A 20,884-nucleotide genomic window follows, 5' to 3' on the forward strand; every position below is an offset into this window, starting at 1 on the left:
AGAAACGGTATTGTGTGAGCGATTTTACTTGATTGGCCTAATTCGACAGATACGTTGGATGCAGTATCTGCGGCATATTTGTCACTCGTCTTGATCAGCGAAGAACCGGTTTCACGCAGCCGGAATATAGAATTTTGCAGTTCTTACTAGGGTATTTCGTGCATTCGTCGATGACTTTCGTGCTGGCTTCATCGGCCGTCCGGCCGCTGTCTGCCTCGAAACGTGTATCGCCTACCGCGATTGCAATACAGCCGTTCTTTGCGCTTGTCACCACCTTGCAGGAACGACCGCCTTGCGCGGTGCAATCAGCGATAGCACTTCGCACAGCCTCATCCTCGGTTCGGCTATCAGCTGAATGGCCCAATACACCTTCCGTCGTATCTGCTGTTAACGCTATCCATCGTGCTTCCCGGTACGGCTGCACGAACTGGCTATCGCTACCTTGCGGGGTTGAATTGCCGGCGGGAACGCAAGACCGCCATCCATTTCCTTGTTGCGGATATTGCCCCGACGGGCATCCGTCTTCGGCAAATGCTGGACGAATGAACCCGAAAGTGATGAGGATCGATAGAACTAGGAATTTCATGATAGGCCTGGCCTTTTTACTTGATCCGGCTGTGCCCCGACGGTGGTCGGTCCCATTGCGTGGTAGCCGAGTGCACCAGGGTTGCCACCATTGCGAGCTCCCGAATCATAGTCACTATCATTCTTGTGGTTCAGCGAATGCGACGACCACGTCCCAGCTGGCTGCCCATTCGTGCCAAATTCACCACCCGCACCCGAGAATGCCGAGTAGGTCAGGAAGCTACCAAGCGTGCCCTGGGAGAACATGACCACCATCGCGGGTACCGAGACGATCAGTGTGGTCAGCAGCGAGCCCATGCCGCTTCGATGCATCGCGAGGCTGCTTACGCTTCCCATGCCGATGTGGAGGATCTCGTTGACGACTCGTGCGCCCCAAGTGGCTTCCGCAATCATGACGGGCAATTCGAGGACGATGCTCCCAAGCACGCTGAGCAGAGCCATGGAGAGGATCGTGCCGATATCGTAATTGAGCGATCGTCCAAAGCGATTGCCGGCTCGGCCGCACATACGTAGAGCGAGCGGTGGCAATCGCCAATGATCACTGGACCCTTACGGCCATGCTACAAAGAGATTCAAGTGTGGCGCAATTTGTGTCGTCCTCTGAGCACTTAGTAATTGCTGCCTTCTCCGCCTCGTCTCTCGTCGCTCCGTGGCCTGTGACCAATACCTTGGTGCCCACAGCAAGCGACCCACAACCGTTAGACATTGAGAGCGCAATTTTACATGCCGTACCGCCCTTTGCTTTGCAGCTGTCCATGGCGGCTGACTCAGCGAGATTCATTGTAGACATGTTGATCGAGGTGCCGAGGATCCCCTGTCCTGTGTCCGTAGCGAAAGCCAGCCACCGATCACTCCACCGAGCTTGAGGTGCATCTACCGCTCCCGATTGTCCTGGAATAGGTATGCAGCTCTTCCATCCCTGCCCTTGTTGCGGATACTGCCCAGGTGGGCACCCACCCTCGGCGAAAGACAATGCCGAATACGCAAGCAGCAGAAATGCGAGAAAAAGGTTCTTCATAAAATCACACTCGGTACTGCGGAGGGGCGGACTTAACTTGGTCGAGTTGCGGCGGGGGCGCGTTACCACTGTGGCGATTTGCAAAAGCGCCAGCTGACTGTTTGCCGCCATCATTTCCGATCGTGGACGCAGGGTCTCTAGCAACCGAATGCGACGACCAAGACCCAGCCGGCTGCCCATTAGGCCCAAACGCGCCGCCTGCACCCGAGAATGCCGAGTAGGTCAGGAAGCTACCAAGCGTGCCCTGGAAGAACATGGCCGCCATCGGCGGGACCGACACGATCAGCGTGGTCAGAAGCAAGCCCATGCCGCCTTGCTGCATCGCGAGGCTGCTTAGGCCTTCGGTGTCCGTGCCGAGGATCTTGTTGACGATTCGCGCGCCCCAGGTGGCTTCCGCAATCTTGACGGAGAGTTCCAGGACGATGCTGCACACCACGCTGAGTAGAGCCATGGAGAAAATGGTGCCGATGCCGTACATGAGCCAGCGCCTGAAGAGGTCCTTTGTCTGATCGAATATCAGGCAGAGGATGAACAGGGGCCCAAGGCCGATGAACAGGGCCATGGCGAACTGATAGAGCAGGAGCATGGCACCGGCGGCCATCGGCGGGCTGGCGCTGCCGAACGTGGCGATCCAGGTGGTCCGTTCCTTGCTGGACAGCATTTCTGCGTCATTTGGAACGATTTGTACCTGGTCGATGGCGCTCAGGGCCAGCTGCGTCCACGCCAGGTTGGCGTCGATGGAGTCGGCGGTCGTCTTGTTGTCGTCACCGGTAAACAGACCATGAACCTCCTTGTCGAGGCCGATGGTGAGGTAGTCATGCAGCCCCTTGCCCGCGACCGACATGGTCGTGGCCGCGCCGACGATCACTGCGATGCGTCCCATGTTCAGGACGGTCGCCATCAGCGGCTCCTTCGACTGGCCGGTCAGAAGGCGGTATCCCTGGATCATGATCCAGAGCGTGACCAGGATCATGGCAATGCCAGCCGCCCACGTCATCATCCTCCCCATGAGATCAACACCAAAGTCGTTGATCTTCTTGTTGAGGTAGTCGTAGACCAGCCGAAAGTAAATGTAACCAGTGATATTTGGCATGCTGCCTTGTCCTGTGCCATCCCCTTAGGAGGGGGACGGCGATGAGTGCTTAGAGCTCGGGCTTTCCGTGCGCCAGGTTATTAGTCGAAGGCAGCCTTGAGTGCGCCGGCATTCACGATCGTCCCGATGACACTGGGCGAGCCTTTCAGTGCGCGTCGCGAGAGGTTTGCCTGCATGGTAAGCAGCATGTCGATCTGCATGTCGATCTGCTTCATGTTGGTTTCCCACTCGTTCTTCGACTGGTTTAGCGTCTGACCAAACTGACTGATCTGGCCGAGGAAGCCCGTCATGTTGCCCATCTTTCCGCCTGTGAGCGTTGCCAGGGACTGCGCGGCGGCCAGCTCCTGCCCCTTCGCCTGGATCGCGTTGAGATACTTGACGGTGTCGTTGTACTTCTGATTTTTCGCCTCGACGATCAGCACGCAGATATTCTGCTGCTGTTGCACCACATCGCCTTTCATGTCCGGGACAAGCACTGAAAGCGCCTTGTCAAGGACGCCTGCCACGCCACTTGATGCCACACGACCCGGGCACTCGACGTCAGCGCCGAAGTCGGGGTCGACTTCGGTGAACGTATGCTGCAGCTTGAACAGCGAGAAGTTGAGCTGCTGGAGCTTGTTGAACTGGGTGTCCCAGAAGGCAACCGTCTTTGCGTACTGGTCGATCGTCGCGGCGTAGTGCTGCGTGGTCTCGATCCATCGGCCGTACTGGTCGTAGTAGTTCTGCAGTGCATTCATGATCGCCGCGATGTCGACCACGGGCCAGCCCGATGCCTTCGCATCGTCGATGTGGGAGACGCTGCTTATCGTCAGCGCTGCGGCGAGCAGGCTCTTGGCGATGAAACGGCGGGAGGCGGATGAGGTTTTGGTCTTCATGTCTTGGATTCCATGGCGGGCCGGCAGGCGTTACGCAACGCGCTTGGACGTCGGGGTGGGGCGGGGCGAAGGCCTTCCCTTGCCGCTGCCCTTCCGGTTCTCGTAGAACAGGGACAGCCACTGCTCGGGGCGAAGGTCGTCCGGCGAGACGCCTTCGGACTCGGCCCGTGCATTGAGGACTTCGTGCATGATTTCGATGTTGTCGGTGGAGGCCGAGATGACGGCGAGGGCGTCATCCAGGCCGCGCAGGTTCAGCTGGCACACGGCCGAGGCGTGACCTTGCTTCACCAGGAAGCAGCGCGAGCGCTCGTCCAGGCTGACAACCACCTGGTACTCGGCTTCGGTGAGCTTCAGGCCTTCCACGTAATCTTCCCGGCTCGCATTCGGGTTGGGCAGCAGGATCATGGTGGCGGTCTGTTCGATCAGCGCGGCCGAGATATCGCTGGCCAGCGCGTCTTCCGGGCTCTGGGTGGCGAAGATGCCCATGCCGTTCTGCTTACGGATGGTCTTCTGCTTGTTCTTCGCGAACTCTTTCAGGCCACCCTTGCCGTCGAGGATCTTCCAGAACTCGTCCATGACGTAGATGAGCCGGCGCCCGTCGATGAGGGCTTCCAGCCTGTGCAGAAGATAGTTGATCACCGGAGCGCGGACTTCCGGGTTGTCGATGATATCCGTGTAGTCGAAACCGATGATGTTGGCGCGGGTAAGGTCGACCGTGTCGTGGGGGTTGTCGAACACCCAGCCCAGCGAGTTGCCTGCCGTCCACTTGCGCATGCGGATGAAGATGCCGTCGTCGCCCATGTTGGGCAGGCTCTTCTGGAAGTTCGTCATGCTGCGCAGGTGCATCGGCGTATCGAGCATGTTCTCGACGGCGCGGTAGACCTCTTCCTCTTCGCGCGAGCTGTAGACGCTCTTGCCCGCCAGCACCTTGATGAGGTCGACAAGGAAGTGGATGTTTTCTTCCGTGCGCTCACAGTGGAACGGGTTGAAGCCGGTCGGTTTCCCGTTCTCGAGGGCAAGATAATTGCCGCCACAGGCGCGCACGAAGATCTCGGCGCCGCGGTCCTTGTCGAAGAAGAAGATCGTCGGTGCCGGGTCCATCTTCTGCACCTGGCTCAACAGGAAATTGATGAGTGCGGTTTTACCCGTGCCCGACTTACCGATGACCATGGTGTTGGCGATGGCCTTTTCACCGAAGGAGTTCTCGGCGGGGTGGGTCGCATGGAAGTTGAAGAAGTATGGCTGGCCGTTGGTGGTCTGCAGCGTGGTGACGCAGGGGCCCCAGGGATTGTTGTCCTTCTTGCCGGTGGCGAAGTTGTGCAGGGGCGCCAGGCCAAGGAAGTTGAGCGAGCTGACGTTGGCCAGGCGCGTGCGGTACTTCCAGTTACCGGGGAACTGGGCGTAGAACGCTGCCGTGACGGCCAGGTCTTCCTTGACGGTGACGAAGCCCGCGTTGGACAGTTCGGCACGCGTCGCTGCCAGGTTCTGCGACAGCTGCTCCTGGCTCGCGGCGTAGACGGCCATCGTGAAGTGATACTCGCCAAGCACGAAGTTGCCCGAAGCCAGCTGGTCCATGGCGTGGTCGAGCTCGATGATCTGGCTGACAGCCTTGTCGCCCGACGAAATCATCATGCCCTTGGTCCGCTCCAGCGCCGAGAGCGCATTCTGGCGGCCCATGGGCGAGAACGAGTGGGTGATGACGTACTCGAAGTCGAGGTACTTCAGGCCATTGAGGATGCCGGGGTAGGTCCCCTCGACGTATTCCTTGAGGTTGAGGATCGCGCCGAAGTGGTTCTGGCCGCTGGGCGTGGTCAGAACGAAGTCGCCCGTCTTCGCCGAGAAGCGCTGCCGGCTCACGGGCAGGTAATCGTAGATCGGTGCCTTGAGTGCCGGCACCGGCTCGTCGGTACGATTCAGGACGTACGCGAAGTGCTCAAGGATCTCGGAGAACACGATGCCGTTCGACGCCTCGTACAAGCCGAGGCGGTAGGGCGCGTAGTCCTTGAGCACCGCCTCGACGTTGCCGGCCAGTTCGAGGATGGTCGAAATGGCCTGGGCCTGTTCCTGCTCGAGCCGTTCGATGTTGGCGCTCTTTTCCACCCAGCGCTTACCTTCCACGATGGGACGGTAGATCATGGTGACGTAAAGCTCGTTCTGCATGAGCTTCTGGCTGGTCAGCGACGCAAAGTACGCATCGGACAGGGTCTGGTTGAACTTCTGGCCGAACTTGGAGGCATCGCGGATGGGGCGCCGGCGGCGCACGTCGTGCACCCAGAACGCCAGGTTCGGGTAGTCCGGCGCACGCAATGTCTGAAGCATGCGATTGAACGAATTGTGGCGGTGCTCGATTTCCCACTCTTCCCGCCCAACGAACGGAAGGCCATCCATGCGCCATACCAACAGGTAGTCGCCGCCGGTCGTTTTTACGACCGTCGGGGAAACGTGGCTCGACAGGGTGATGTGCGTGGCGATCGGTGCGTCTGGCGTGAACATGGCGGCGGTACCGTGGGTGCTCGAAAAGGCCCTGGCAGGGTGTGCAGGGCGGGGGCCTACTTTTTGCGCTTTTCCTTCGCGCGGTCACGATAGTTGTTGGGCGTGAACACCCACATGCCATCGTGATCGGGGAGATTCCTGATTCGCGTCCTGAACTGCAGGCGCAGGCCAAGGAGACGGAAAATCATCTCGTCTCGCTTGGCCATCATCCGCATGATGAAGATCACCACGGGGATGAGCAGCAGGAAGAAGTAATTGAAGTACATGGCCATCAGCAGGCACGAACCCGCACCCATGAAAAATGGGACGTAGGGCACGCCCATGAACATGGGCGGGCGCGTGCAGCCGCGGAACAGTACGTTCTTATGCATGGATATGCAGGAAACTCAGGGCGACCTGGACGGCGTGCATCACCATGCCGACTTCCGGGCAGGAATCCGTCGTACCGGCATCGCTGTTGCCGACCACGGTCTTCGCGATCTGGGCGGCGGCGCCGATCAGCACGCCACCGATCAGGGCCGGAGTGACGTCCGAAATGCGTTTATGGGCAAATGCGATCTGGTAGCCGGAGAAGATCACGGCCACCGTCACCACGACGATCGACGCCGCATTCAGGATGGTCTTGATGCTGCCGAAGAACCCACAGACCTTGCCCCGGGTATCGTCCTGGGCGAATGCAAGCTCGGGGATGAAGCAGAGGGCTACCACGGCAAAGAGAAGCATCGTGTTCAGCAACGGATGCTTGGACTTTGCGATGGTGGTGCTGAGGTTGGTCAGGGGCATCTTTCAGTTCCTTTGTTACGGTTGCTAGGGGTTGGCTGCAAGCCGCGCAGCCAGCGGTGGAGTAGCTCCTAAAAAACGAACGCGTCGTCCTTGGTGCCATTGCGCAGATCGGCGTTGTCTCTCTGCGGTTGTGCGGGTGCCGCGGGCTGGGCCTGCGGCGGCGGATCGTTAGGGCCGGTAACCTGCGGTACGAACACCTCGTTGGCACCAGGAGCGGCCTGGTTGCCAGCGGGGGATGCAGCGGAGACGCCGATCTGCGACATGACGGCGGCCGTGCCCGGATCGGTTCGGATGCGCCCTGCGGTCGGCACGTTGCCCTGCGGCAGCTGCGCGCCCATCTGCTGCATCAACGCGGCAGTCCCCGGATCGGTCGGAATAGGGCCCGGGAGTGGCTGCGGCGTGTTGACCAGGGCGGGATTGGTGACCGGCATGGCGCCCGGGATGCCCTGGTTGGCCCCGTAAACAGCGGCCGGGTCGGTGGGCTGGTTGGCCACCTGGGCCACGGCCGGGCCGATCGCGGCAGCAAGCGTGGAATCCGCCACGCTGCGCATCGCGACCCGGTAAGCGTCATTCCCCGGCGAAACGGTTTTGACCTTGCCATCCGGCCCAAGCACTTTGAGTGGCTGGCTGGCCACCACCGGAATGGCGCGCGCGCTGGCGATCATGCCGCTCTTGGCCATGGACGCGAAGACGCGCTGCACGTAACCGTGCTGGTATCCGGTCGTGAAGTTGCCGGAGTAGTAGCAACTGAAGGCTTTGCCCCAATCCTTGCTGGCGCTGGCATAGCACTGGGCCAGGATCCTGGAGCCCGCCGAGAGGTTGGGGCACAGTGCGAATGCCTTCTCGGGCGTGTCCAGCCCGTACTTGCCCAGGTTCGACCGGTTTACCTGCGCGACGCCGAGCGAGTAGTTGTAGCCCTTGTCTTCGAGCATGCGCACGGTCGCTACCGCCTCAGGGAGATTCTGAGGCTGGCGCACGAGCTGGCCACCCACGACGCCGATGGCGTACGGGTTGCGGCTCGACTCCACGTTGACGACGTGCTGCATCACCTCAGCCGGTACGGCAAGGTTTTGGCAGCCCATCATTTCAAGTCCTGGTAGCACCTTTACAACTCCTGTCTCATGACCGATGTTTTTGAGTGTTACCCCCCGTCCGCGCTCAACGCGCGAGCCGGGTTGAAGTCGATGCCGGTGATATACCGCCGGCCTGCATGCGCCTTGATGTGCACCACGATGTCGATGGTGAGCATCAGGAGCCGTTTGATCGTGTTGAACTCCAGCCCCGCGCCCTCGGTCGATGCCTTGACCATCAGCGCGAGCTGGTCCCAGGTCTGTTCCACGCTGCCCGCATGGCAGCTTGTGATCGATCCCGGGTGGCCGGACGCGCAATTACGGATGAAATAGAACGATTCATCACCGCGAAGCTCGGCGAGGATGATCCTGTCCGGCTTCATGCGCAGGCAGGCTTCCATGCAGCTCTTGGCGGTGACATTGGCGGCGCTCTGGCCACCCTTGGAATAGAGCAGGTGGACGACATTGGGCTGGTCGATGAACAGCTCCCGCGCGTCCTCGATCGTGACGAGGCGCTCATCCGCCGGGATGTGATTCACCAGCGATTTCATGAACGTGGTCTTGCCGCTGCCGGTGGCGCCGGCTACGACGATGTTCTTCTTGTTGAGCACCGCGTGGCGGAAGAAATCCGCGTAACGGCGTTCCGCGCGCAGCTCCAGCAGTTCCTGGTCGGCCTGGCTGATGGTGTTGGCACCTTCCAGGATTTCATTGAAGAAGCCGTCGTCGCTGTACTGGGCAAGGGTTCGCGTCTGCTTCGAGGGCAGGCGGATGGTGATCGACACCCGGCCCGCCTCACACGCCGGCGGCACGACGAACTGCGCGCGCTGACCGGTGGGAAAGGTGAGTGACACGACCGGATCCACATCGGTGATGCGCTGGCCGGTGTTGCTCTCGTTCACCACGGCCGTGCAGAACTGCCGCGCCCGCTCAAACGTGAGCGACGGCACTTCCACGCGCTGCCAGCCACCCCGGCGTTCGAGGTACAGCTCGCCAGGGCGGTTGATGCAGATTTCCGTGACGTCCGGCTCGGCAAGGAAATCCTTCACGCCCAGTACTTCGTACTGGTACTCGAGGAAGTCGTTGCCGACGGCGGCCAGTGCGCTTTCCATTCCCTTCCTCAGTACCGCGCCACGACGCCGTTGAAATCCACATCCTTGGCCACGTAGATGGCAAGGACCGTGCCCTGGTTGATCGTGACCGTGGCAGGGCGGTTGGCAGCGCGCTGCACCGCCTGGTTCGCCAGCATCTGGATCGTCGCCGCGGTGTTGCTCTCAAACGGGGTCTGCGTCACCACGCCGTTGCTGATCGTCGTCTGGCTCGGGCCGTGTTCGGCGGCCTCGTACTTGAAGGCGTCGCTGAGCAGGCTGATGAGGAGGGCCGAGCCGATACGGCTGCCCCAGTGAGCGTTGTACTGGCCCGGATGGCCGGCACCGCCCAGTGTGTCGATACCCGGGCTGGCCATGTTCACGTCGATACCGGTGGGCGTGACGATGCGGTCCCAGATGACCGCGACACGCGGGCCATCGGGCTCCATCTCGTACTTGCCCAGCACCTTCGAACCCTTCGGCAGCAGCAGGCGCTTGCCGCTGAACGAGTACACCGGTTCCGTCACGACACACGAGGTGAAGCCGGGGATGTCGGTGATGATCCGGGTTTCGAGTACGCAGCGGATGAACGTGCCGCGCAGCATCAGGGTGTCCGGATGGGAGAGCGGCGATGCGCTCGAGGCGCCATCCAGGCCCTTCGCCGTGTAGGCGAGGTTGCCATTGCTGCTCATGCGCGGTGCGGTCGGCGCCGCCGCGTCGCTATTGGGCAGCATGTAGCCGGCCATCGGCGAACCGGGGGCGCCAAAGCCAGGCGGGCCACCGGCGCCACCGGCGCCGTCGCTGTTGCCCACGCCCGTGGTGCCCTGGCCGGCAGCGGCGATACGACGCTCAAGGAGCGTCGGGCCGCGCGGCGCCTCGGGCATCTGCTGCTTCGGCTCCGGCGGGAGCGGGGCAGGTGCAAGCTGGATGGCCTGGGCCGGCGGCGTGGCAGGCACCGGGGTTGGCGTCGGCATCGGCGGCGGCGCCATCGGTGCGTCCGGCACGGTGACGGTTTCGTCGCGCGGCTTCGGCTTTTCCTTGGTAGAACCCATGCCGCCGAACGCCCACACACCAATGACGATCAGCAGCAACGCGATGGCACCAAGGAGGCCCAACGCGCGACGGTTCATCCGCTGCATGTCGTTGGAGGTCAGGTGCGGGGCATTGCTGTCCAGGTCGGGTGCGGCGGACTGCCGGGTCTGCGATGCGTACGGATTACCGGCGAGCGGGTCATGCTGCTCGGCACGCTGATCCGCCGGCGGCACGTGGCCGTCGTTCGAATCGTCTTCCGGGTGGTAAGGATTGTTCGGGCTCACTTCTTCGTGTTCCTTCGCAGACCGACGGCGTTGTCACCGTGGCGAATAACCAGATACGGATACGTGCCGTGGACGACGATGGTGCTGCCCTCCACGGTGGTGTTCACCACCGAGTCCTCTCCGTGTTCCTTTTCGCGCATGTAGACCGTCGGGAAGTTGCCGGTAGGAAACTGCTTCAGGTCAGGCATCTTGATGTACGTGAAGCGGCCATCGTCGTAGACGTTGACGGGCACGAGCCACACGGCTGTCTTCCGCGTCTTCGAAAAGTCGTAGTCGAAGTTGTAGTCGCGGCCCTTGACCAGCTCGGTATCGAGCATCGGCGCGTCCGCCACCTTCTTCGTCTCCGCCATGAAGCTCGTATCGGCGGGGTAGGTGAAGACCACCTTGTACTGCACGCCGGCACGGCGGGCCTGGTCGAGCGTCTTCCAGTCCGTGGCGACGACCTTGAGTTCGAAGATGTACGAGTGCGTCGCGGTACGAATCATCATGTTCGTATCGACGTCGACGTTCTTCGGCTTCACGTAGAAGACGTTCTCGCGGCGCGTCAGGTCCCAGCCGCTGCTGAAACCCGTGCTGTAGTCGAGGATCTTCTCGTTGGGGCTGAGTTCGATCTGCGTCGCGATGCCCAGGCCAGTGCGGATCTGGAAGACGCGATCGGGAGCGTACTCATAGGTCGTGACGGCAGCGGGCTGCCCGACGACGGGCGGCGGCGGAAGAGGCGGCGCGGTTTCGGCGGCGGCGAACGGTGCCACGCACACAGCGATGGCCCCGGCGACGCGCTTGAGGCGCATAAGGCTGGATCGGTTCATCAACGGCGCCCTCCATTGGCGGCGCTTGGGGCAGTGGGACGGGCGACAGGCGCGGGCGCCGCCGGTTGGGCAACAGGCTGGGCCAGGGGAACGGCACCGGGGTAGGCAGCGCCGGCAGGCATGGGCGCCGGAGGGATGGCGCCGTTCTGCAGGACTTCCGGAGCGGGCGCCGGGGCACCCGTTGCGGGCATGTCATCGGGGTCGACGCCGGGCTCGCCAGGCGCGGGGGCGGCAGGCTGGGGCGCGGCAGCGGCCCCTTGCTGCGGGACCTCCGCAGGCACGCTTGTGCCGTAGTCGTTGTCCACCCTATACGTGGTCACCTGGAAGCCGAGCGGGTTCTCAACGCGGCTCTGGTCGTCCATCAGCAGGTTCGACTTATAGACGAACTCCATGGTGGCGATCTTGCTATCGAGCGGCACCGAGCCACCGGTGGACTTGTCGTACACCGTGCGCTGGAAGCGCACCGTGGCGCCCTTCGGTGTCGCGTTAACGCCGCCACCCACCAGCACGATGCTGAGGATCTTGACGCGGATCGCCTTGTTGGTCCCGTAGAGCTTGTAAGGACTATTCGGATTGCCCGGGGAATGCAGGGCTCGATACGGCGTGGCAACGTTCTTGGCCGCCATCGTCATCACGGTGGGCCAGTCGCGCAGGTTCGTCAGCGCGAGGTCGTACGATTCGCGTGCGAGGATGAAGTGCGCGATGTTGCTGCGGTTGACCGCCTCGCTGCTCGTGACCTGGCGGTTGAGCAGGTCGTCCGACAGGCGGGCCAGCTGGCTGGTACCCGAGTACGGGTCTGCGAGCACGATGTACGGCACCTTCTCCTTCAGCGGAAGGATGTAGAAGTAGCCGCCGATAAGGCACAACGAAACCACCAGCGAACACGACGCGACCATCCACGCGCGCTTTGCACTGCGCCTGGCTTCGTCGGCGATGGTGACTTCGAAGTTAACGCTGCTCGACACAACGTTATCGATCTTCGGAGAGTTCTTTTTCTTAAGCATGCCCCTGCCTCGTCACTTACTTACTTCGTATCCGCGTTAGCGGCGACGGGGTTCTGGGGAGCCGGCGCTGACGGTGCAGCAACGGGTGGCGGCGCCAGGGTGCTGATCTCGTCGACGACAAGGTCGGGGCCGTTGACGATCACCGCGACGCCCTGCGGCGCGTAGATCGAACTCAACTGCGACGCCGCATCACGCAGCTCCGAGGTATGGATCGCCGAAGCCGATTTCGTCAGCGTGAAATCCGAGCGCAGCTTGTACTGCAGCTTCATGCCGTTGTCGGTCGTCCACCGCGTCAGCATCGTCTTCAACGTACCGTCCATCGGCGCCGCGTAGTACGTGTACGGCACCGCAAGCGGGATCTCGGTCGTCTTGTCTTCGAAGTGGTTGATCGGCTTCCACGAACCGCCGAAATCGCGGGCAGGCGTTGTCCCGCAACCCGTAAGGGTTAACGAAATCACCAACATGGTGCCAATCAAAGCAAGGGAGGTCTGGCCTTTTTTCACGTTTCGCTCGTAACTTGTTGAAAAGCATTAACAACAGTCAAAAGACGGACACGACTATCCGTCCCGCGTCAGGCGCAGGGCCTGCCAGAATCAGTTAGTACGTAATCGGCAACGGAACGCCGAGAGCCGCACGAAAACGTGCATGCGTCGACCAGCGAGGCTCCGGTGAGGGCGGCGAAACGTCGAGCCTTGCCCCATGTTGTCCGTACATGTGCAGGGCATCAGCGCCCCGCACTTCGTGCAAGCTATCCATTCAAACTTCCTGTTCCGGGCGAGACTGCCGCCCTGCCAATCGATGTAGCGAAGTGGCTCCTGCACAACCCGTCGAGCACGAATGTCAGCGACATCGACTCGTCGTCCCTGGTTTGCAGGCGTTCCCCCTCATCGTTGCGAGCCGCAACTCGCGTCAAAAAAATAACTCATGAACGTGCAAATGGCGAGCACATTCGATACGCAATAAAGTGACCGCATTCACGGAAAAAACACTGAAAACATGGTTGCACTCGTAACCATGCGTCCGCGTACGTTAATTAGACCACAAAAGGTAAGACGGGAAGTTGACAGTAGTAATCGCTGCCGATGAAGCGTGGTGATCGAACATACGTGTGACTGATGTGATGGTGCATGGAAGCGGTTACGTCGAGCTGTATGACATCGCGCAGCGGCGCGCGAGGTCGCCGTGCATCGTCATGCGTTGCAGGTGCGGCGTTGTTTCTTGTGAGGTGCGTAAGGAGGCACCTGTTCGTTCATGCCGCGTACGACGATCCCGTCCATGTGGGTGTCTTTTGGTCCGTCGAGGGTTGCCCGCGCTTCGACCATGGCGGGCTGGCGACCCCGGGCCATTAGGCGAGCGAAACGTGCGATCGGAAAGTTTGTTACGCTCAAAAAGGTTGCGCAAGCCGGCGAACCCCGCGTCGTCGTGTAGGGAATCCCCTACACCGCATCGACAGACCCGGGCGGGCAGGGTAGAACCGTCGTCTTTCCCCGCAGGAACCCCTGATGGACTCCCACTCCTCCTTTAATGACGCCGCGCTGGGCGACCTGGCGCAGCAGGTGGCGGCCGCCGCCCTGGATAAGCGCGTGATGGTCGCGACGGCCGAGTCGTGCACCGGTGGCTGGATCTCCAAGGCGCTGACCGACCTGGCCGGGAGCTCGGCCTGGTTCGAGGCTGGCGTGGTCACCTATAGCTATAGCGCCAAGGAAAGCCTGCTCGGGGTGAACCCGCGGACGCTTGAGCGGACCGGCGCGGTCAGCGAGGAGACGGTGCTGGAGATGGTGTCCGGCGCCCTGGCCCGCTACGGCGCGGGCGTGGCCGTGGCGGTCACCGGGATTGCCGGTCCCTCCGGCGGCACCCAGGACAAGCCGGTGGGCACCGTATGGATCGGCTGGAAGCGCCGCGGGGGCTACGCCCACGCCAAAGTGTTCCACTTCGGTGGTGATCGCGAGGCGGTGCGCCGACAGACCGTCGCCGCCGCACTTGCTGGAATAGTCACCGAGCTGAACGGGTGATCCGTCCAGCTGTGCCAAAATGCGCGCTGACGGATCGCAGTCCCTGAGACCCCGGTCCGGCAAGATACCTACCTAACACAAGCGAACCGGATATCACGATGGACGACAATAAGCGCAAGGCGCTGGCGAGTGCCCTCGGCCAGATCGAAAAGCAGTTTGGCAAGGGTGCGGTCATGCGTCTTGGCGACCGCGTGGACGACCAGATCGACACCGTCTCCACCGGTTCGCTGGGCCTGGACATCGCCCTCGGCATCGGCGGCCTGCCGCGCGGCCGTGTCGTGGAAATCTACGGTCCGGAATCGTCGGGCAAGACCACGCTCACCCTGCAGGCCATCGCATCCTGCCAGCGCGCTGGCGGCACGGCGGCCTTCGTGGACGCCGAGCACGCGCTGGACCCGGGCTACGCCGAGAAGCTGGGCGTGAACGTGGCCGACCTGCTGGTCAGCCAGCCGGATACCGGCGAGCAGGCCCTCGAAATCGCCGACATGCTGGTGCGCTCCGGCGCCGTGGACATGGTGGTGGTCGACTCGGTCGCCGCGCTGACCCCGAAGGCGGAAATCGAAGGCGAGATGGGTGACTCCCACGTCGGCCTGCACGCCCGCCTGATGAGCCAGGCCCTGCGCAAGCTCACGGCCAACATTAAGAAGACGAACTGCCTGGTCATCTTCATCAACCAGATCCGCATGAAGATCGGCGTGATGTTCGGCAGCCCGGAAACCACCACGGGTGGTAACGCGCTGAAGTTCTACGCCTCGGTCCGCCTCGACATCCGCCGCATCGGCGCGGTGAAGAAGGGCGATGAAGTGATCGGCTCGGAAACCCGCGTCAAGGTCGTGAAGAACAAGGTGGCGCCGCCGTTCCGCCAGGCCGAGTTCGAGATCCTCTATGGCGAAGGCACCTCGCGCGAAGGCGAGATCATCGAGCTGGGCGTGCGCGAAAACCTCATCGACAAGTCGGGCGCCTGGTACAGCTACAAGGGTGACCGCATCGGCCAGGGCAAGGAAAACGTCCGCCAGTTCCTGCGCGACAACCCGGCCATCGCCAACGAAGTGGACACGGAACTGCGTGCCCGCCTGCTGGTGAAGGCTGGGCCGAGCGCTTCCGCGGCCAATGCTGAGCAGGATGAGGTCGAAGAAGCCTGATAACGGTGCGGGCCCGACCCGCACCGCGTACGACAAGGCGCTGGGCCTCCTGGCCCGGCGCGAACACTCCCGCCGCGAACTCCAGCAGAAGCTGGGGCGCGGTGGGTTTTCGCGTGACGATACGGCCACCGCCGTGGAGCGCCTGGGCGACCAGGGCTACCAGGACGATGGCCGTTTTGCCGAGGCCCTGCTGCGTAGCCGGGTAGGGCAGGGCTACGGGCCGGCCCGGATCCGGGCCGAGCTGCGCAGCCAGGGCATCCCGGACGCCACGGTCCGCGAACTGCTTGATTCCGCGGACGTCGACTGGCACGAACTGGCCGCGAACCAGCTCCGCCGACGCTACGGATCGCCCTCCGCTGACGCCGCTGAGCGGACTCGGCGGGCGCAATTCCTCTTGCGTCGAGGCTTCGCCGCCGCCACAGTACGTGTTCTTACCCACGCCGATGCGGAAGACCCCGACGACGACTGAAGGCAGTGAGCCTTGATTCCGGACTGGGCGCCTTTCGCGATCCTCGCAGCCCAAAGCCACGATCGCTCATGAAAACCGCCGACATCCGTTCGACCTTCCTGGACTTCTTCCGCGCCAAGGACCACACCATCGTGCCCTCGGCATCGCTGGTGCCCTCGAACGACCCGACGCTCCTGTTCACCAACTCGGGCATGGTCCCCTTCAAGAATGTGTTCCTCGGCAGCGAAAAGCCGGGTTACGTCCGTGCGGCCGACGTCCAGCGCTGCCTGCGCGCCGGCGGCAAGCACAACGACCTGGACCAGGTGGGCTACACCGCCCGCCACCACACCTTCTTCGAGATGCTGGGCAACTGGTCGTTCGGCGATTACTTCAAGCGCGACGCCATCCGCTACGCCTGGGAACTGCTGACCGAGGTCTACAAGCTCCCGGCCGAGCGCCTGTGGGTCACCGTCTACCACACGGACGACGAGGCCTACGATCTGTGGCACAAGGACATGGGTGTCCCCGCCGAGCGCATCATCCGCATCGGCGACAACAAGGGCGCCCCGTACGCGTCGGACAATTTCTGGCAGATGGCCGACACCGGCCCCTGCGGTCCGTGCACGGAAATCTTCTACGACCACGGCGCCGACGTGGCCGGTGGCCCGCCCGGTTCGCCGGATGAAGACGGCGACCGCTACATCGAAATCTGGAACCTCGTGTTCATGCAGTTCGACCGCGCCCCGGACGGCACGCTCAGCCCGCTGCCGGCGCCCTGCGTCGATACGGGCATGGGCCTGGAGCGCCTGGCGGCCGTGCTGCAGCACGTGCATTCCAACTACGAGATCGACCTGTTCGCCCACCTGATCCGCGAGGCCTCGCGCCTGACCGGCACGGCGGACCTGGGCAACAAGTCCCTGCGCGTCATCGCCGATCACATCCGCGCGGCGTCGTTCCTCATCGTCGATGGCGTGCTGCCGTCGAACGAGGGTCGTGGCTACGTGCTCCGCCGCATCATCCGCCGCGCGCTTCGCCATGGCTGGATGCTCGGCGTGCGCGGTGACTTCTTCTGGAAGATGGTTGCGCCGCTCGTCGAAGAGATGGGCGAGGCGTATCCGGATATCGTGACCAGGCAGGCCTTCGTCGAGCAGGCGCTGCGCGGCGAAGAAGAGCGCTTTGGCGAGACCCTCGAGCACGGCATGCGCCTGTTCGACGAGGTCGCCAGCAAGTCCGGCAAGATCATTCCGGGTGTGGACGCGTTCCGCCTGTACGACACCTACGGCTTCCCGGTTGACCTGACCGCCGACATCGCCCGCGAGCGCGACATGACGGTGGACATGGAAGGCTTCGAGCGCGCCATGGGCGAGCAGCGTGCGCGTGCGCGCGCCGCCAGCAACTTCGCCACCAAGGCGCAGCTGCCGGCCGAAGTGGCCAGCGCCGTGCAGCCGACGATCTTCACCGGTTACGAATCGCTCGACCTCGCCGACGCGAAGGTCGTGGCCATCGTCCGTGATGGCAAGCCGGTGGAACATCTCGCCGACGGCGAAGAGGGCTTCCTGCTGCTCGACCGCACGCCGTTCTACGCCGAATCCGGTGGCCAGGTCGGTGACACCGGCGTGATCCGCAACCCGTCCGGCGCGCTGGCCGTGCAGGACACCCAGAAGGTCGGCGGCGCGTTCTTTGCGCACTTCGGCACCTGGCAGGGTTCGGCTCCGCTGGCGAAGGGCGCGATCGTCGGTGCCTCGGTGGACGGTGCCCAGCGCCAGGCCACCGTGCTGAACCACTCGGCCACGCATCTGCTGCACGCGGCCCTGCGCACCGTGCTGGGCGACCACGTCACCCAGAAGGGCTCGCTGGTGGCGCCGGAGCGCCTGCGTTTCGACTTCTCCCACCTCAAGGCCGTTACGGCCGAGGAGCTGGCCGAAGTCGAGCGCATGGTCAATGACGAGGTGCGTCGCAACGCGGCCGCCGAAGTGCACAACATGGGCTACGACGAAGCCATCGAATTCGGCGCCATGGCGCTGTTCGGTGAAAAGTACGGCGCGGAAGTGCGCGTGCTGAAGATGGGCGATTTCTCCACCGAACTGTGCGGCGGCACCCACGTGGGTCGCACCGGTGACATCGGCCTGTTCAAGATCGTGTCCGAGTCGGGTGTCGCCTCGGGCGTCCGCCGCATCGAAGCGGTGACCGGCGCGGGCGCCATGGCGCGCGTGGCTGACGAAGAGCGGATCCTGGGCGAAGTCTCCAGCCTGCTTGCCGCGACGGGCGACGACGTGGTCGAGAAGCTGCGCCAGCTGTTCGACAAGCAGAAGAAACTCGAAAAAGAGGTCGAATCCTTCAAGGCCAAGGCCGCGAGCTCGGCGTCGGCTGATCTTGCCGAAACGGCGACCGACGTCGCCGGCATCAAGGTGGTCGCTGCCCGCCTGGAGGGCCTTGACGCCAAGTCCTTGCGAGACAGCCTGGACGTGCTGAAGCAGAAGCTGGGCGACTGCGCGATCATCCTGGCCGGTGCCGCGGATGGCCGTGTAGCGCTTGTGGCGGGCGTCGGCGGCACGGCCATGGGCCGCGTCAAGGCGGGCGACCTGGTGGCCGAGGTGGCCTCGAAGATCGAAGGAAAGGGCGGCGGCCGTCCGGACATGGCGCAGGGCGGCGGCATCGATAGCCCGGCGCTTCCGGGTATCCTTGCGGGCATTCCCGCCTGGATCGAAGGCAAGCTTCGCTGAACGAACCCACGCCGGCCATGCAAGAGGGTGCCGTAAAGGCGCCCCGGCAGGGCGCTTTTAGCCGCATCCGCGTTGCGCCACCCGGTTTGGCTCAGCTAGTATCATCTGAATGTCGAACGCATCATTCGACAGGTTCAGTCGGCTCGACGTAGGCAGGACAGCTGGTCTGCGACACACACACAATATAGCCGGGGAAGGCAGTTCGGCCTTCGATGGTCGAAAAGTCGATCCACCGGCGGCAAGACTCGGGGTGAGTTGTCGTTGGTGGGGAAGCCACTACCTGATTTTATGGAGTATCAATCATGCTGATTCTGACCCGCCGGGTCGGTGAAACCCTTATGATCGGCGACGAGGTGACGGTCACCGTTCTGGGTGTGAAAGGTAACCAGGTGCGTATCGGTATCAACGCACCGAAGAATGTCGCGGTCCACCGCGAAGAGATTTACCAGCGCATCAAGAACGAGCACGACCAGGATCCTGCCGGCCATTCCGGTGACGACCACCAGTAAAACGCTTTACGGCCGACGCAAGGATCAGTATCCTTGCTGGCTCGTTCGGGCACTAGCCATCGAACGATGAAAAATGGAGAGTTGCCCGAGAGGCCGAAGGGGCTCCCCTGCTAAGGGAGTATAGGGTCAAAAGCCTTATCGAGGGTTCGAATCCCTCACTCTCCGCCAGTTACGCAAAACGCCCCGAAAGGGGCGTTTTGCGTTTCCGCGCCTGCGTTTTTCCGATCACCGCACGCGCGGCATTTTTCGCGCGCACAAACAAAAACACCGGCCAGTGGCCGGTGTTTTCGATGAAACGATTGGTCGGGGAGACAGGATTCGAACCTGCGACTTCTACGTCCCGAACGTAGCGCTCTACCAGGCTGAGCTACACCCCGACGGGAGCCGCGTATATTAGCGACGACCGGGTTCCCTTGCAACAGGGCGGCGCACTTTTTTTACATTTTGCCCGCAGGGCCGTCCGTAGCCATCTGTTACTCTATGGGGCTGCCGCTTGGCGCCCTACGTACAGCCCGAAGAGGAATTGCATGGCACTCACCCCGGCCCGCACGATGCCTGGTGTCCTCGAGCTCCTGCCGCTCGACCAGATCGCCTTCCAGCGCATGCTCGACACCATCCGCCGCAACTACGAGCGGTTTGGTTTCCTGCCCATCGAAACGCCGGTGATCGAGCATAGCGACGTCCTGCTGACCAAGACCGGCGGCGAGACCGAGCGCCAGGTGTATTTCGTGCAGTCCACGGGCGCGCTCAATGCGGCCGAGAAAGACGGCGGCGTGCCCGAGCTGGCCCTGCGCTTCGACCTCACGGTGCCGCTCGCGCGCTACGTCGCCGAGCACGAGCACGACCTCAGCTTCCCGTTCCGTCGCTACCAGATGCAGCGCGTGTACCGCGGCGAGCGTGCCCAGCGCGGCCGCTTCCGCGAGTTCTACCAGTGCGACATCGACGTCATCGGCAAGGACAGCCTGTCGGTGCGCTACGACGCCGAGATTCCGGCGGTGATCTACAGCGTGTTCCGCGAGCTCAACATCGGCGCGTTCACCATCCAGCTCAACAACCGCAAGCTGATGCGCGGTTACTTCGAGAACCTGGGCATCGCCGACGCCGAACAGCAGATGCTCGTGCTGCGCGAAGTGGACAAGCTGGACAAACGCGGTGCGGACTACGTCCGCGAGACGCTCACTGGCGAAACCTTTGGCCTCGCCGCGGATGTCGCGGAAAAGATCCTCGCATTCGTGCAGGTGCGTTCCACCTCGGTGGCCGACGCCTTCGCCAAGCTCGATGCGCTCGGCACCGGTTCGGAAACCTTCGAACAGGGCAGGGCGGAACTGAAGGAAGTGCTGGCGCTGATCCGCGACTTCGGCGTGCCCGAAACGCATTTCGCGCTGAACCTCTCGATCGCCCGCGGCCTGGACTACTACACCGGCACCGTCTACGAGACGACGCTCAACGACCACCTGGGGATCGGTTCGATCTGCTCGGGTGGCCGCTACGAGAACCTCGCCGGCCAGTACACCAAGTCGCACCTGCCGGGCGTGGGCATTTCCATTGGCCTGACCCGCCTCTACTGGCAGCTGCGCGACGCGGGCCTGGTGTCCACGGCGCAGAGCACGGTGGATGTGCTGGTAACCCACATGGATGCTGCGCAGATGCCGGCTTACCTGGCCGTGGCCAACGAACTGCGCACCGCCGGCATCGCCACGGAAGTGGTGCTGGAAGGCGGCAAGCTCGGCAAGCAGTTCAAGTACGCCGACCGCGCCGGTATCCGTTTCGTGCTGGTGCTGGGCGAGGACGAGATCGCCAAGGGTGTCGTCACCGTCAAGGACCTGCGCCGCGAAGATCAGTTCGAAGTGGCGCGCGCCGACCTGGTGAAGACGCTGCGCGTTGAACTGGCCCAGGCCGAAATCGGCCGTTAAGCCGTA

At 62.8% G+C, this 20,884-nt stretch carries 19 protein-coding genes, 2 tRNA genes and 1 pseudogene; 7 read left to right on the forward strand and 15 right to left on the reverse strand.

What is annotated here, in order from left to right:
* Nucleotides 1-94 precede the first annotated feature (94 nt).
* The 14 genes and pseudogenes from FIV34_RS06755 to FIV34_RS06820 all read right to left on the reverse strand — a co-directional run bounded on the left by FIV34_RS06755 (nt 95) and on the right by FIV34_RS06820 (nt 12,595).
* Nucleotides 95-586: a DUF4189 domain-containing protein gene (locus FIV34_RS06755; RefSeq protein ID WP_139980911.1), complete on the reverse strand. Its 492-nt coding sequence runs from the start codon at nt 584-586 to the stop codon at nt 95-97.
* Entirely contained in the window at nt 583-1,026 is a 444-nt protein-coding gene (locus FIV34_RS06760; RefSeq protein ID WP_139980912.1) for a hypothetical protein, read from the reverse strand. The genes FIV34_RS06755 and FIV34_RS06760 overlap by 4 nt, the downstream gene beginning before the upstream one ends.
* 97 nt (nt 1,027-1,123) lie before the next feature.
* Entirely contained in the window at nt 1,124-1,717 is a 594-nt protein-coding gene (locus FIV34_RS21495; RefSeq protein ID WP_139980914.1) for a DUF4189 domain-containing protein, read from the reverse strand.
* Nucleotides 1,608-2,696 (reverse strand): TrbL/VirB6 family protein, encoded by a 1,089-nt coding sequence (locus FIV34_RS06770; RefSeq protein WP_139980916.1) that lies wholly within the window; start codon nt 2,694-2,696, stop codon nt 1,608-1,610. The genes FIV34_RS21495 and FIV34_RS06770 overlap by 110 nt, the downstream gene beginning before the upstream one ends.
* Nucleotides 2,697-2,776: 80 nt before the next feature.
* Nucleotides 2,777-3,571, reverse strand: a complete 795-nt coding sequence (locus FIV34_RS06775; RefSeq protein ID WP_139980918.1) for a hypothetical protein — start codon at nt 3,569-3,571, stop codon at nt 2,777-2,779.
* A 30-nt stretch (nt 3,572-3,601) separates the two neighbouring features.
* Nucleotides 3,602-6,064: a VirB4 family type IV secretion/conjugal transfer ATPase gene (locus tag FIV34_RS06780; RefSeq protein ID WP_139980920.1), complete on the reverse strand. Its 2,463-nt coding sequence runs from the start codon at nt 6,062-6,064 to the stop codon at nt 3,602-3,604.
* 56 nt (nt 6,065-6,120) lie between these two features.
* Nucleotides 6,121-6,435, reverse strand: a complete 315-nt coding sequence (locus tag FIV34_RS06785; RefSeq protein WP_139980922.1) for a VirB3 family type IV secretion system protein — start codon at nt 6,433-6,435, stop codon at nt 6,121-6,123.
* Nucleotides 6,428-6,847, reverse strand: coding sequence for a TrbC/VirB2 family protein (locus FIV34_RS06790; RefSeq protein WP_139980924.1), 420 nt, complete (start codon nt 6,845-6,847; stop codon nt 6,428-6,430). The genes FIV34_RS06785 and FIV34_RS06790 overlap by 8 nt, the downstream gene beginning before the upstream one ends.
* Before the next feature lie 611 nt (nt 6,848-7,458).
* Nucleotides 7,459-7,932 (reverse strand): annotated as a pseudogene (locus FIV34_RS21500) (lytic transglycosylase domain-containing protein); the annotation flags it as partial.
* A gap of 56 nt (nt 7,933-7,988) precedes the next feature.
* Nucleotides 7,989-9,026 (reverse strand): P-type DNA transfer ATPase VirB11, encoded by a 1,038-nt coding sequence (virB11, locus tag FIV34_RS06800; protein WP_139980928.1) that lies wholly within the window; start codon nt 9,024-9,026, stop codon nt 7,989-7,991.
* A gap of 8 nt (nt 9,027-9,034) precedes the next feature.
* Nucleotides 9,035-10,318, reverse strand: a complete 1,284-nt coding sequence (locus tag FIV34_RS06805) for a TrbI/VirB10 family protein (protein ID WP_139980930.1) — start codon at nt 10,316-10,318, stop codon at nt 9,035-9,037.
* Complete coding sequence (locus tag FIV34_RS06810; protein ID WP_246058770.1) at nt 10,315-11,127, reverse strand: TrbG/VirB9 family P-type conjugative transfer protein; 813 nt, start codon at nt 11,125-11,127, stop codon at nt 10,315-10,317. The genes FIV34_RS06805 and FIV34_RS06810 overlap by 4 nt, the downstream gene beginning before the upstream one ends.
* Nucleotides 11,127-12,131 (reverse strand): VirB8 family type IV secretion system protein, encoded by a 1,005-nt coding sequence (locus FIV34_RS06815; RefSeq protein WP_139980932.1) that lies wholly within the window; start codon nt 12,129-12,131, stop codon nt 11,127-11,129. Before FIV34_RS06815 ends, FIV34_RS06810 begins: the two co-directional genes overlap by 1 nt.
* A 20-nt stretch (nt 12,132-12,151) precedes the next feature.
* Nucleotides 12,152-12,595: a hypothetical protein gene (locus tag FIV34_RS06820; protein ID WP_139980934.1), complete on the reverse strand. Its 444-nt coding sequence runs from the start codon at nt 12,593-12,595 to the stop codon at nt 12,152-12,154.
* Between the two features lie 1,038 nt (nt 12,596-13,633).
* Between FIV34_RS06820 and FIV34_RS06825 the strand changes: the two genes are divergently transcribed.
* The 6 genes from FIV34_RS06825 to FIV34_RS06850 all read left to right on the forward strand — a co-directional run bounded on the left by FIV34_RS06825 (nt 13,634) and on the right by FIV34_RS06850 (nt 19,133).
* The gene (locus tag FIV34_RS06825) at nt 13,634-14,143 is read left to right on the forward strand and encodes a CinA family protein (RefSeq protein WP_139980936.1); all 510 of its coding nucleotides are present in this window, start codon (nt 13,634-13,636) and stop codon (nt 14,141-14,143) included.
* A 98-nt stretch (nt 14,144-14,241) separates the two neighbouring features.
* Nucleotides 14,242-15,285, forward strand: coding sequence for a recombinase RecA (gene recA, locus FIV34_RS06830; protein WP_139980938.1), 1,044 nt, complete (start codon nt 14,242-14,244; stop codon nt 15,283-15,285).
* On the forward strand, nt 15,266-15,754 hold the full coding sequence (locus tag FIV34_RS06835) for a regulatory protein RecX (protein WP_246058771.1): 489 nt from the start codon (nt 15,266-15,268) through the stop codon (nt 15,752-15,754). The genes recA and FIV34_RS06835 overlap by 20 nt, the downstream gene beginning before the upstream one ends.
* A 68-nt stretch (nt 15,755-15,822) precedes the next feature.
* Nucleotides 15,823-18,456 (forward strand): alanine--tRNA ligase, encoded by a 2,634-nt coding sequence (gene alaS / locus FIV34_RS06840; RefSeq protein ID WP_139980942.1) that lies wholly within the window; start codon nt 15,823-15,825, stop codon nt 18,454-18,456.
* A 302-nt stretch (nt 18,457-18,758) separates the two neighbouring features.
* A complete protein-coding gene (gene csrA / locus FIV34_RS06845) occupies nt 18,759-18,965 on the forward strand; it encodes a carbon storage regulator CsrA (RefSeq protein WP_139980944.1) in 207 nt (68 codons plus the stop codon).
* Between the two features lie 75 nt (nt 18,966-19,040).
* A tRNA-Ser gene (locus tag FIV34_RS06850) sits at nt 19,041-19,133 on the forward strand.
* Nucleotides 19,134-19,265: 132 nt separating this feature from the next.
* Here the strand turns inward: FIV34_RS06850 and FIV34_RS06855 are convergent.
* Nucleotides 19,266-19,342 (reverse strand) — tRNA-Pro (locus tag FIV34_RS06855).
* A 150-nt stretch (nt 19,343-19,492) separates the two neighbouring features.
* Between FIV34_RS06855 and hisS the strand changes: the two genes are divergently transcribed.
* The gene (gene hisS / locus FIV34_RS06860) at nt 19,493-20,878 is read left to right on the forward strand and encodes a histidine--tRNA ligase (RefSeq protein ID WP_139980946.1); all 1,386 of its coding nucleotides are present in this window, start codon (nt 19,493-19,495) and stop codon (nt 20,876-20,878) included.
* The last annotated feature ends 6 nt before the right edge of the window (nt 20,879-20,884 follow it).

This window comes from Luteibacter pinisoli, from assembly GCF_006385595.1.
GTDB lineage: Bacteria > Pseudomonadota > Gammaproteobacteria > Xanthomonadales > Rhodanobacteraceae > Luteibacter > Luteibacter pinisoli.